This window comes from Prauserella endophytica, from assembly GCF_005146945.1.
GTDB classification, from domain to species: domain Bacteria; phylum Actinomycetota; class Actinomycetes; order Mycobacteriales; family Pseudonocardiaceae; genus Prauserella_A; species Prauserella_A endophytica.
On record NZ_SWMS01000035.1, the window covers coordinates 17,205 to 29,292 of the forward strand.

Here is a 12,088-nt window from a genome sequence, read left to right on the forward strand (position 1 = left end):
GTGGCCGGCGCGCGCAAGCCGACCTCTCACTGCCCGGCGGACTGCGCGCGGGCCTCGCGGCGCTTGAACCGCTGGATCTTGCCGCTCGGCGTCTTGGGCAGATCGGCCACGATGTGCACGCGGCGCGGGCAGGCATGCGCGGCGAACTCGCGCTTGACGAGCTGCACCGCTCCCATCCCGGCGTCGACGGCCGCTCGCCACCGACCTGGATCACGTGCCGGCCGGCCGCCCCGGTTTGCGGTGAACAGCGGGACGTGCACGGCGCCGAGCCGCCAGATGCCCAGCAGGACGGCGGGCAGGTCGGCCGACTTGCCCATCAGCACGCCCACGGCGTCACCGCGGCCGATGCCCTTGTCCGCCAGCACGGCGGCGACCCGCCGGGACCGCGCCGCCAGCCTCACTCAGCGCCTCGATACTGCGTCCGCGGACCTCACCGAGGCCGCGCGCCTGACCGATGTGAGCCTGAAGCTACTCGAAAGACCCGAAGAGCTGTACGGGGCGATACAACGAACAGCAGCGGCGGCTTCTCAACCAAGCAATCTTCCACAAGATCTACATCGAAGACGAAGCGATCACTGACCACAACCTCAGCGAGCCGTTCGCGCAACTCCATGCCATTCACCGGACGCGACGCACGGGAAGAACGCACACCCAAGCACCGCCTCAGGCGCCCCTATACAGCAAAAAGGCCACCCACTATGCGGGTGGCCATCCCTCGCCTTCTGGCGTCACGGTACTACTCCGGCACCTGAACTCAGGGCCCATGTTCTAGTAGTACCTCCAAGGTGGAGCATACGTCATCAGCGCGATCAGGCGCGAGATCGCGAACCTGCGGGCCGAGCGCGCCACGAATCTGTCCGAACGCGACTGGCAGCGCGCACACGGCCCGCACCTGACGAGGATGTTGGCCACGGTCCGATTCCCGGCGCTGGCCAAGGCCGTGTACGACGGCACGGATGTGGACGCCGAGGAGTCCTTCGCCATCGGACTGGACTGGGTCCTCGATGCCGTGGCCGCCAAACTTCCCCGGCCTTGGCCGCTGCGGCTAATTGAGGTCGACGACGCGCAACGGCGTGCCGCCGTCGATGTAGAGCCGGCCGTCCGGGTCAGAATTGCTGCACGTTTCGCTCGCTCCGCTCGCCAGAGCCATCGTGCGTCCCGGCCGGAACACTCCCGGCCGCGGAACAGTCGACTACTGAACAGCCCGCCTACGCGGTCTCCGGTTTCGTGGCTTTCCGCATGCCTCGCCGGGACGAGGACGGCTACTACTCGGCTACCACGAACACACCTTGCACGCGGGCGATTCGCTGTCGTTCGACTCGATGACACCGCACCCGGATCTCCAACATCGGCGACACCGAGGCCAGGGCGGTGTGGGTGACGATCGGCCGCGGCCCCTACCTCTACGACACCGCACCCCGCTGACCGATCGACGGCACTGCCCACGGGTGACGCGCTACCCGAGTGCCGTGGCGAGCGCGCCGAGGTCGTCCACCACGAAGTCGTAGCGGCCGTCCGGCACCTGCTCGACCGGGCTGCCGGGCCCGAATTCCCATGGCCGCCGGATGTAGGCCGTGGCCATGCCGACCGCCGCCGCCGCATCCAGGTCGTAGGCATGGGAGGCGACCATCATCGCCTCCGCCGGTTCCACCCCCAGCAAGGCGAGGGCGCCCTCGTACGTCGCCGAGTCAGGTTTGTAGGCGCCGAAAAGCTGCGCCGACAGGACGGTGTCCCACTGGAACCCCGCGTGCCGGGCGACGTTCACCACGGCGGCGTGGTCGGCATTGGACAGCGCGACGACAACATGCCGCTCGCGCAGCCGGCGAAGTCCCGCGGGCGCGTCCGGCCAGGGCCGCAGGCGTTCCCAGCCCATCGTCAGCGCGTCGATCTCCGCCGGTGTCACCTCGATCCGCGTGGGAAGGTCGTTCAGGAGCGCGACCAGCGCGTCCCGGTAGACGGCCCGGACCGACCGCCACCGTCCCTGCGCCACCAACGCGGCCAGCTCGTCGCGGTAGTGGCCACGCCAGCGATCCACCAGCTCTTCCCAGGTGGACAAATCGAGACGATCACCGAGGATCCGCGCTCCGTGCTCGATGAGCGTCGAGCGGAAGTCGGTCAGGGTGCCTTGGACGTCGAAGAACAAGGCTCGCCACTGCGTCGGGCGTTCAGTTGTCACGGTACTCACCACATCCTCGGGACGACGACGAACACACTCCAGGCCACCACGGGTGCCAGCACCACCAGGCCCATCCCCCAGCGCATCAGGGATCGGAAGACCTCCTCCTTCGCCGCCTCGCCCGCGTTGGCCACCGACAGCGCGCCCATGGTGGAGTACGGCGAACAGTCCACGACGGACGTGGCGATGGCGGCCGCGATCACGAGGCCGGTCGTGCTGACCTGACCGGCGACCAGGAACGGGGTGGCGATCGGAATGACCGCGCCCAGGAACGCGGTGGTCGAGGCAAAGGCCGACACCACGGCACCGATCAGGCAGATCAAGAACGCGGCCAGCAGCGGAGCGTTGACGTTCGCGATCTTGGCCCCGAGCCAGTCGATGGCGCCCATCTTCTGGAGTAGGGCGATGTAGGTGACGATGCCGCAGATGAGCAGCACCGTTCCCCACGCGATGTCACCGGCCGCCGCTTTGCCGTCCGCCGGGTAGATCAGGCTCAGCACCACGGCGACGGTGATCGCCGTGAACCCGACGTCCAGGTCGGCGACGAGCGTGGCCAGCACGAGGGTGAGGATTCCCGCGAGCGTCAGGACCAGGCGTACGGTGCCCTTCGGCTTCGCCGGTGCCGCGGTCTTCACCGGCGCGGGCACGGTCAAGGTCGCCGTCGGCGCGGGCCTGCCTCCGGCCGGCGGCGCACCACCGGCGGGCCCGCCGGCGGCCGCGTCGGTGCCGGTCGTGCCCTTCCGGACGATCGAGAGGCCGCCGAGCCACAGGAAGGCGGCCACAGCGACGAGCAGGCAGGCGGCGAAGGTGCCGCCGAACAACGCGAGCGAGGACACCTGCAGTCCGGCGGCCTGGACCAGCCCGTTGACGATGATCCCGTATATGCCGATCGGGGAGAATCCGCCTGCCGTCGCGCCCTGGATGACCAGCACGCTCATCATTGCCTCGCTGATCCGGTACTGGCGCGCGAAGCTGAGTGCGATGGGCACGATCACGGCGACGGCGGCGGGGGTGGCCGAACCGATCGCGGTAAGGGCGCACGGAACGAGGAACATGATCCACGGAATGATCGCGATGCGGCCGTTCACCAGGCGCACCGCCGCGTCCACCAACCAGCCGATCGTGCCGTTGTGGGTGGCGATCGCGAACAGATAGGTCACCCCGACCAGCACCACCAGCATGGACGCCGGGAAACCGCCGGCGATGCCGTCGGCGTCCACGCCGTAGAGCGTCAGGCCAACCAGGAAGGCCGCACCCAGCGCGAGGGCGCCCATGCTGATGGGCCGGATCGTCCCCGCGAGGAAGACGAGGGCCAGTATCACGAGCCCGATCAGGTGCTCCATGTCAAGCCAGGTCAACACGGTGTCCTCCATCAACTCTGATGTGCGATGTGCCGTCCCACGTGCTCCAGCAGCCGACCGGCGAGCACGGGGTCCGACCGGGTGTCCTGATCGGACAGATCGGTGAGCGCGTACACGGCGCGGAAGCCGGACGCGGCGAGATCGGTATCGGTGAGGTCACGGGCTCCCACGACCGCGACCACCGGCACCGGCGCCGACCGGCGCGAGATCGCGGTAGGCAGTTTTCCGGCGAACGTCTGGGTGTCGAGGCGGCCTTCGCCAGTGACCACCAGCGAGGCGCCGATCACCTGCTCGTCGAAGCGCAGGAGGTCCAGGAAGAAATCTGCGCCCGGCACCGGATCGGCACCGATCAGCAGGGCGGCGAACCCGAGACCCCCGGCGCTGCCCGCGCCCGGCGTTGCCGCCGCCCGCCGGGCATCGAGACCCGCGCGGTCTAGGACGGTCACGAGGTTCTCCAGCCCGGCGTCGAGCAACCGGACCTCGCGCTCGGTCGCGCCTTTCTGCGGACCGTAGACGGCGGCGGCACCCTGGGCCCCGGTGAGCACGTGGGTGACATCGGTCGCGGCCAGCAGGTCGAGGTGGGACAGGTCGGCGGATGCGGACAGGTCGACGTGGGCGATGTCGCCCACCGTGCCGCCGCACGGGTCGATCCGGCGGCCCCGGTCGTCGGTGAACACAGCGCCGAGCGCGGCCAGCATTCCGGCTCCCCCGTCGGTGCTCGCGCTGCCGCCGAGGGCGAGCACGATCCGCTGCACGCCCCAGCCGAGGGTAGCCAGAATCGCCTGCCCGACCGCGTACGTGGACGACTCCAAGGGGGCGCTGACGCCCGGCGGCAGAGTCCGCATGCCGCATGTGGCGGCGACCTCGATGACCGCGGTCCGCCCGTCGAAGGCCACCGGCGCGGCGTGGTCCGGGCCGTCGTGGCCACGGACGGCGACCCGCCGTAGCCGGAACCCGGCCGACAGGGCCGCGTCGACGCTGCCGTCGCCGCCGTCGGCCAGCGGCAGCACGCGCGGCCGCATGCCCCCGGCGGCGAGCCCATCGGCGAGATGACGGCCGACGTCGGCGGCGGTGAGGCAGCCCTTGTACTTGTCCGGGGCGACGAGCACGGCAGGCGCCCGGCGAGTGGAGCGGCGCATCACCGGCCGGCCGGGACGACGCTGCCGAGGGCATCGAGGACGGCCTTGGCCACCTGGTCCGTGGTGGCGGTGCCACCGAGGTCGGGGGTCAGGACACCGGCTGCCGTCGTCTGCTCGATGGCGCGGGTGATCTGCCGGGCCTCGGTCGACCGGCCGAGGTGGTCCAGCATCAGCGCGCCGCTGGCAATGGCCCCGATCGGATTGCAGATGCCGCGGCCGGCGATGTCCGGCGCCGAACCGTGAACCGGCTCGAACATGCTCGGAAACCGGCGCTCGGGATTGAGGTTCGCACTCGGCGCCAGGCCGAGGCTGCCGGCCAGGGCCGATCCCAGATCCGACAGGATATCGGCGTTCAGATTCGACGCGACGACCACGGAAAGGTCCTCGGGCCGCAGCACGAACCGGGCGCTCATCGCGTCGACCAGAACCGACTCACTGTCCACATCCGGGTATTCCTGGGCGACCCGCTGGAAAACCTCGTCCCAGAGCACCATTCCGTACTGCTGTGCGTTCGATTTCGTCACGCTGGCGACCCGCTTCACCGGTCGCGTGCGGGCGAAATCGAAGGCGAAGCGGATGATTCGCTCGCAGCCGTGCTCGGTGAACAGCGCGGTCTGCACGGCGACCTCGTTGCCGGGTCCCCGGCCGGACAGATTCCGGCCACCGAGCCCGGCGTACTCGCCCTCACTGTTCTCCCGCACCACGACCCAGTCCAGCGCATGCTCGTCGGCCTTCCGTAGCGGGGAGCGGACACCGGGCAGGAAGGTGACCGGCCGCACGTTCGCCCATTGGTCGAAGTTCTGGGTGATGTTCAGGCGCAGTCCCCACAGGCTGACGTGGTCGGGCACGCCGGGCCAGCCGACGGCACCAAAGTAGATCGCGTCGAAGTCGCGCAGAATCTCCAACCCGTCGGCCGGCATCATCAATCCGGTCCGGCCGAAGTACGCCGAGCCCCAGTCGAATTCGGTCCATTCGAAGGAAAACGCACCGGACTGGGCTGCGACGTGGTCGAGAACCTGCCGTCCGGCGGCCAGCACCTCACCGCCGACACCATCGCCGGGAATGGCCGCGATCCGGAATTTCTTCGTCGGCAAGGACATGGGATCTCCGTGGGGTAGTCGAAGTCACGAACGGATTTGACTCATCACACGTCAACCCTGTTCTATAGTCAACGACTAATTTCCGATCCGGTAAATAGGCTGAGCCTATGAAGGGTTGCGCGTATGGACGTCCGTCAGCTGCGGTGTTTCCTGGCCGTGGTCGACGCCGGGAGCATCAGCGCGGCCGCCGACGCGCTGCACCTGGCCCAGCCGTCGCTGTCGCAGACGATCGCCACGTTCGAACGGAGCCTCGGCACGCCGCTGTTCCATCGGATCGGGCGGCGGCTGGTGCTGACCGATGCCGGCCGCCGCCTGATCGGGCCGGCCCGGCAGGTGCTCCGCGATGTCGAGGAGGCCCGGCTCAGCGTCCGGGATCTCACCGACGGCCGCGCCGGACGGCTCGACCTGATCACGATGCCGTCCCCGGGCATCGAACCGCTCGCGTCCCTTCTCCGGGCCGTGCACCGGCGATTCCCGGCCATCACCTACAACGTCGCCCCGGCGTTCACCCCGGACGAGGTGCTCGCCGCGGTGCGCGGTGGCGAGAGCGAAATCGGGTTGCTCGGCGCGCCCGCGCCGATCTCGGCCACCGACCTCGCCGTCCAGGCCCTGAGCGAACAGCATTTCGTCCTCGTCACCATGTCCGACCCGCGCACCGCGGGCCCCGGCGACGTCGATCTGGCCGAACTGGCCGGGGCCCGGCTGATCGCACCCCGGGACGCGTCCTTGATGCGGTCGCTCATCGACGAGGTCGTCGACCGGGCCGGTGCCCGGATCGTGGCCGAGGTCGCGCACCGATCGTCGGTGCTGCCCCTGGTCCTGGCCGGACTGGGCGACACGATTCTCCCGTCGGCCTGGGTGCCCGCGGTCCGGCAGGCAGGCGCCACCGCCCGCCCGATCTTTCCCGACCGCCGCCTCCATGTCGCGGCCGTGAGCAGAAAGAGCCACCGGACACCCGCCGCCGAACTGGCAATGCGCACCGCGGCCGCCCTGGCCGCCCGATCACCGGGCGAGGCGGGCACCGCGTAGTTCGGCGGCGGGCACCGATCAGCGCGTGCCCGGCCGGGGACGGTAGGCGGTCGCGGTGATTTCGAGACGGAGACCGAACGGCAGCGCGGCGACCGCGACGGTGGTGCGGGTCGGCAGCCTGCGGTCGCCGAAGTATCGCCGGTAGGCGGCATCCATCGCCGCCCAGTCGCCGATGTCGGCCAGGTAGCACGTCACGGCGACGAGATCGTCGAGCGTGGCGTCGGCCGCGGCGAGCACGCGTTCCAGATTGCCCAGCGCGGTGACCGTCTCCGCCTCGATACCGCCCGGGACGATGGCGAAGTCCTGATCGAACCCGCCCTGCCCGGAGACGTATAGGAAGTCGCCCGCGACGACGAGCGGTGTGTAGGCGCCTTTCGCGGTGCCGAGGTCAATGTCGGTGCGCATGGTGGACTCCCATTCCGTGGTCGTGGCCGGCGCCGGCCGGCCGGGTGCTGGGTTCGTGGTGGTCGAGCACGCGGTCGAGGAAAGCCCGCAGGTTGTCGTACAGCACCGCGTCGCATTCCGCGGCGGTCCAGCCACGGGCCCGCATCCGGGCCGCGAGATGGGGAAAGTCCGCGGGGCCCTCGAACTCTTCGACCGCCGCATCGAACGTCATCCCGTCCGGCATGATCACGTCCGGTGGGACGTGCAGCGCGCCGGACCGGACGATCTGTCGGGAGAAGTCCGACCCGATCGCCAGGTGTTCCACGCCGACAACCTCGCGGGCGTGATCGAGGTGGTCGACCGCCTTGTCCAGGGTCGCCGCGCCACCGTCGACGCCGAGGGTCACCGGATGCGGCATGATGCCGATCAGCCCGCCCGCGTCGGCCACCGCGGTGAGCTGCGTGTCTCCGAGGTTGCGCGGGCTGTCGTACACCGCACGGCACGCGGCGTGGCTGACCAGCACGTGCCCGTCCACGGCCCGCCCCAGCACCTGGTCGACGGTGCGCGGGCTGGCATGGGCCAGGTCGATGGCGATGTGCCGGTCGACCAGCGCGTCGACCAGGGTCCGGCCGAGTCCGCTCAGCCCGCCGTCGCTCTCGCCCTCTCCCAGCCCGTCGGCGAACGGGTTGCGGCGGTTCCAGGTCAGCCCGACCATCCGCACGCCGAGCGCGACGAACGGTTCCAGCAACGCCGGTGTGTAACCGAACGGCTCGGTTCCCTCCATGCTCAGCAGCAAGGCGATCCGGCCGCTGCGTTCGGCCTCGGCAAGGTCACCGGCGCCGCGCGCCCAGACCAGGTCGTCCGGGTTCTCCCGCAGGGCGCGGTGGAATCCGCCGCACTGGGTGAGCGCCACCCGCAGCCCGCCTTCGGGCAGCTGCTCGAGCCCGGCACTGATCGGGCAGACCGTCAACGCCACGTTGCCCCGGCGCAGCTGGCCGAGCCAGTACCTGCCGAACGGGTTCTCCACGTGCGCCCGATAGGCGACCTCGTAGAGCAGATCGTTGTGCGCGTCGGCGAACCGGGTCATCGGGCATCAGCGGCGCGCAGCGCCGTCGTGCTCTCCTCGTCGACGAACCAGGCCTCGGCGTCACGCCGCACCCGCACCCCGTACGTGGTCTCCGCATCCTCGGCGCTGAGCAGTTCGCCGCGGACGTCGCGCAGCACGTCCGTGGGATCCCGCTCGAACGGGTCACCCAGCCCGCCGCCGCCGGACGTGGTGGCGGTGAACGCATCCCCGGCCCGCAATCGGTGAGCGCTGTTGTGCCGGGTCACGACGATCTCGCGGTCGGTGCCAGGGTGCACTACCACGCGTGCCGGCTTTCCTGGCCGCCCGCCGTGCGCACCACGGCCCATCACGTCCACGGTGTTCTCGACCATCACGTTGAGGTTCAGGCCTTCTTCGAGGATGCGATAGTCGCGGCGCACCCCCGCGCCGCCCCGGTACCGCCCGGCACCCGCGACGTGCGGGGCGTACTCGAACCGCTCGATCCGCACCGGGTACCGCGTCTCGACGATCTCCACCGGGGTGGTCGGCACGTCGCCGTTGCCCATGACGTTCAGCACGGCCCCGTCCCCGTGGGGCCGGCCGCCCGTGCCGCAGTCGACCGGGTCGCTGAAGATGAACGGCGTGCCGTCCCGGGGGTCCGAACGCGACAGAACGATGCCGGTGAGCTGCGACCCGCCCGCCGGGCACCAGTCCGGCACCGCCTTCGCCAGCGCCTGCACGCACAACTCGACGACGGTGACCACCGAGTACCCGTAGGAGTCGCAGGGCGCGGGCCGCTGCGCGGTCAGCGCCGTGCCCGGGGTGATGTCGAAGTCGAGGGCGCGGAAATGGCCCGCGTTCGTCGGATCGGTCGGCATGGTCAAGGCCTTGAGCGCGATCCGCACCGAGCTCGCGGCGACGATGGGGTTGAGGTTGATCGGACCGGTCCGGCTCGGGCTGGTGCCGTCGAACGACGCGGTCATCCGGTCGCCGTCCACCCGCAGGGTCACGGCCAGCCGGACCGGGTCGTTCTCCACAACGCCGTCGGAGTCCAGCGACATGGCCGCCCCGTAGCTGCCGTCCGGGATCTCCGCGATCTTGCGGCGCACCGCCGCGTCGGTGCGCTCGATGACGAACGCCATCGATGCGGCGGCCACGTCGGCACCGTACTTCGCGCACAGCGCCTGGACGCGCAGCACGCCCTGACGGGTCGAGGCGAGCTTGGCCTCCAGGTCCCCCATGACCAGGCCGGGGAACCGGACGTTGGCGGCGATCAGCTTGAACAGCTCGGTGTTGCGTTCGCCGCGCGACACCAGCTTCAGGTGGTTGAAACAGACGCCTTCCTGGTAGATGCTCGTCGAGTCGCGGCACCATCCACCGGGTTCCTTGCCGCCGATGTCGGCCCAGTGGGCGGTGGCCGAGGAGAACGCGACGAGCCGTCCGGCGTGGAAGATGGGGCGGTAGATGGTGGTGTCGGAAATGTGGGTTCCGCTGAGATAGGGATCGTTGACGATCAGCACGTCGTCCTCGTGGAACGCCTCGAGGCCGAGTTCGGCGACACCGGTGCGGATCGTGTCCCCGAGGCAGCCGATGAAGGCCGCGACCCCGGGTGCCTCACCCCACATCTCGCCACCCGGGGAGACGATGCCGAGTCCGAAGTCCTGCGATTCAAACAGCAGCGGGTTGTACGCGGTCAGGCGCAGGGTGCGCGCCATCTCCAGCGCCGCCGACGTCATCCCGTTGCGGACGATCTCAGCGGTCACGACATCGATCTTGTCCGGCCCGTTCACGGCTGCTCCTCCGATCGCGTGATGATCATGTTGCCGAGCTCGTCGACCTCCAGCAGCCATCCGGGCGGCACGACGGTAGTGGTGGTCCATTCCTCGACGACGGCCGGCCCCGGCACGCTCTGCCCGACGGCGAGCGCGTCCCGTTCGTAGATCGCGGTGTCGACCGGACCTTGTCCGAAGTAGACCTTGCGGATCTCTCGCGGTTGCGCCGTCACCTCGTTGGTCCACAGTGGCCAGTCCGGTGCGGTCACCGGACCCACCAACCGCGCCCGGCAGTGCACGAGTTCGAGATCCGCGTCCATCGCGCCGTGTCCGTAGAGCTGCCGGTGGGCATGCACGAACCCCTCGCGGACGCGCGACAGCAGGCCCGCACCCGAGTCCAGCCAGCCCGGCTCGACCGGCACCGGGATGGTGGCGTCCTGACCCGCGTAGCGCACGTCGAGCTGATAGGTGGTGATCAGCGAATCACCGGTGAAGCCGTACTGGGCCACCTGGTCGGCGGCCTGGCCGGCGAGCGAGGTGAGGATCGTGACGATCTCCGCGCGCCGAGACTCCTCCAGCGCCATCACCCGCGTCAGCACCGCGTCCTCGCGGTAGTCGGAGCTGAGGATGCCCCAGGCCGAGAAGTTCGCCGGCGCCCGGGGAATGACGACCTTGCCGACCTCGCAGTGTCCGGCGACCGCCGCGGCGAACAGGCCACCACCCCCGCCGTAGGAGTACATCACGAAGTCACGCGGGTCCAGTCCGCGTTCGACGGTGACGGCGCGGATGGCGTAGGTCATGCTCGTCTCCGCGATGGCGAGCGTTCCCGCCGCGGCCTCCTCCACCGACAGGCCGAGCGGCTCGGCGATCCTGGACCGCATCGCCGCGGCGGCGGCGTCCAGCGAGAGCTGCATGCGGGATCCGAGGAAGCGCTGCGGGTCGAGCCTGCCGAGCAGCAGGTGGGCGTCGGTGACGGTGGGTTCGGCGCCGCCCAGCCCGAAGGCGGCCGGTCCCGGATGCGCCCCGGCGCTGCGCGGCCCCACCTGCAGCACACCGCGGTGGTCGATCCACGCGATGGAGCCGCCACCGGCGCCGATCGACACGATGTCGATGGTCGGGCCGAGGATCGGCCGACCGGCGACCGCGGTTTCGGACCGCTCGAGGATCTGCCCGCCCTCGATCAGCGCGACGTCGTAGCTGGTGCCCCCGACGTCCGCGCAGATCACGTCGGGGTGCCCGAGCCGCGCGGCCAGCGCCGCCGCGCCGATCACCCCACCGGCGGGACCGGACTCCAGGGTCCTGATCGGCTTGCGCGCGGCGGCGTGCTCGGCGATCACGCCGCCGTTGGACTGCATGAGCGCGACCGGCCGGTCGTAGCCGTGCGCGCGGAGATTCCGGACGAGGTCACCGATGTAGCGCTGGAATCCCGGTTGGACATACGTGTTGAGCACCGTCGTGGAGGTGCGCTCGTACTCCCGCCACTCGGTGATCAGCTCGCTCGACGCGGTGACCGCGATGCCCGGGTGCGCCGCGCGCACCAGCTCGGCCGCGCGCTGCTCGTGCGCCTGGTTGGCGTAGGAATGGAGAAAGCCGATCGCGATCGCCTCCGCGCCGCGCCGCACGAGCAGGTCGGCGGCGGCCAGCACACCGGCTTCGTCCAGCGGCTCCACCACGGTGCCGTCCCCGGCCACCCGCTCGCGAACCTCGGCGCGCATCTCCCGGGGCACCAGCGACCGCACCGGCTCGTAGAACAGGTTGTAGATCTCCGGGCGTCCGCCCCGCGCCAGCGCGAGAACGTCGCGGAAGCCGTCGGTGGTGATCAGGCCGACGGCGACCCCGCGCTCCTGCAGGATGGTGTTGATCGCGACCGTGGTGCCGTGGAAGATCCGCTCGATCTCGCCGATGTCGACGGGCAGCCGCCCGAGACCCGCGAGGAACTCCTCCACCAGCTTGGCGGAGGTCGACGGTTGCTTCTCGATCACGAGCTCGCCGCTGGCCTCGTCCAGCATCACGAAATCGATGAACGTGCCGCCGACGTCGACGGCCACGCGGGTTCGGGGTGTCTTGCCGGATGCGGGCATC

Annotated in this window: 11 protein-coding genes; 2 read left to right on the forward strand and 9 right to left on the reverse strand. The window is 70.3% G+C overall.

Features of this window, described 5'->3' with window-relative positions:
• Positions 1–26: 26 nt before the first annotated feature.
• Entirely contained in the window at positions 27–401 is a 375-nt protein-coding gene (locus FCN18_RS34925; protein WP_137097211.1) for an AMP-binding protein, read from the reverse strand.
• Positions 402–829: 428 nt separating this feature from the next.
• Here FCN18_RS34925 and FCN18_RS40940 point away from each other — a divergent pair, with 428 nt between their 5' ends.
• On the forward strand, positions 830–1,381 hold the full coding sequence (locus tag FCN18_RS40940) for a TetR/AcrR family transcriptional regulator C-terminal domain-containing protein (protein ID WP_407675808.1): 552 nt from the start codon (positions 830–832) through the stop codon (positions 1,379–1,381).
• 75 nt (positions 1,382–1,456) lie between these two features.
• Here FCN18_RS40940 and FCN18_RS39335 read toward each other — a convergent pair whose 3' ends face one another.
• Genes FCN18_RS39335 through FCN18_RS34955 form a run of 4 tightly spaced genes read right to left on the reverse strand, consistent with a single transcriptional unit; the run spans position 1,457 to position 5,776 of the window.
• The gene (locus FCN18_RS39335; protein ID WP_158303241.1) at positions 1,457–2,176 is read right to left on the reverse strand and encodes a haloacid dehalogenase type II; all 720 of its coding nucleotides are present in this window, start codon (positions 2,174–2,176) and stop codon (positions 1,457–1,459) included.
• 5 nt (positions 2,177–2,181) lie between these two features.
• Positions 2,182–3,537, reverse strand: coding sequence for an SLC13 family permease (locus FCN18_RS34945; RefSeq protein WP_323808397.1), 1,356 nt, complete (start codon positions 3,535–3,537; stop codon positions 2,182–2,184).
• Positions 3,538–3,548: 11 nt separating this feature from the next.
• Complete coding sequence (locus tag FCN18_RS34950; RefSeq protein WP_206078055.1) at positions 3,549–4,646, reverse strand: glycerate kinase; 1,098 nt, start codon at positions 4,644–4,646, stop codon at positions 3,549–3,551.
• A 29-nt stretch (positions 4,647–4,675) separates the two neighbouring features.
• Positions 4,676–5,776: a tartrate dehydrogenase gene (locus tag FCN18_RS34955; RefSeq protein ID WP_137097214.1), complete on the reverse strand. Its 1,101-nt coding sequence runs from the start codon at positions 5,774–5,776 to the stop codon at positions 4,676–4,678.
• 123 nt (positions 5,777–5,899) lie between these two features.
• On the opposite strand from FCN18_RS34955, the gene FCN18_RS34960 reads away from it, so the two are divergent.
• Complete coding sequence (locus tag FCN18_RS34960) at positions 5,900–6,805, forward strand: LysR family transcriptional regulator (protein ID WP_112276335.1); 906 nt, start codon at positions 5,900–5,902, stop codon at positions 6,803–6,805.
• Between the two features lie 18 nt (positions 6,806–6,823).
• On the opposite strand, the gene FCN18_RS34965 is transcribed toward FCN18_RS34960, so the two are convergent.
• From FCN18_RS34965 to FCN18_RS39340, 4 genes are read right to left on the reverse strand one after another with little or no spacing between them, the layout of a single operon-like run.
• Entirely contained in the window at positions 6,824–7,210 is a 387-nt protein-coding gene (locus FCN18_RS34965; RefSeq protein ID WP_158303242.1) for a RidA family protein, read from the reverse strand.
• Positions 7,194–8,276, reverse strand: coding sequence for a dipeptidase (locus tag FCN18_RS34970; RefSeq protein WP_137097216.1), 1,083 nt, complete (start codon positions 8,274–8,276; stop codon positions 7,194–7,196). The genes FCN18_RS34965 and FCN18_RS34970 overlap by 17 nt, the downstream gene beginning before the upstream one ends.
• Complete coding sequence (locus FCN18_RS34975; protein ID WP_158303243.1) at positions 8,273–10,024, reverse strand: hydantoinase B/oxoprolinase family protein; 1,752 nt, start codon at positions 10,022–10,024, stop codon at positions 8,273–8,275. Before FCN18_RS34975 ends, FCN18_RS34970 begins: the two co-directional genes overlap by 4 nt.
• On the reverse strand, positions 10,021–12,087 hold the full coding sequence (locus FCN18_RS39340) for a hydantoinase/oxoprolinase family protein (RefSeq protein ID WP_158303244.1): 2,067 nt from the start codon (positions 12,085–12,087) through the stop codon (positions 10,021–10,023). Before FCN18_RS39340 ends, FCN18_RS34975 begins: the two co-directional genes overlap by 4 nt.
• Position 12,088 lies beyond the last annotated feature (1 nt).

Bases quoted from the DNA above. Each gene is read 5' to 3' on its own strand.
- FCN18_RS34955 (WP_137097214.1), bottom strand. From the start codon at position 5,776: ATGTCCTTGCCGACGAAGAAATTCCGGATCGCGGCCATTCCCGGCGAT.
- FCN18_RS34970 (WP_137097216.1), bottom strand. From the start codon at position 8,276: ATGACCCGGTTCGCCGACGCGCACAACGATCTGCTCTACGAGGTCGCC.
- FCN18_RS34965 (WP_158303242.1), bottom strand. From the start codon at position 7,210: ATGCGCACCGACATTGACCTCGGCACCGCGAAAGGCGCCTACACACCG.
- FCN18_RS39340 (WP_158303244.1), bottom strand. From the start codon at position 12,087: ATGCCCGCATCCGGCAAGACACCCCGAACCCGCGTGGCCGTCGACGTC.
- FCN18_RS34960 (WP_112276335.1), top strand. From the start codon at position 5,900: ATGGACGTCCGTCAGCTGCGGTGTTTCCTGGCCGTGGTCGACGCCGGG.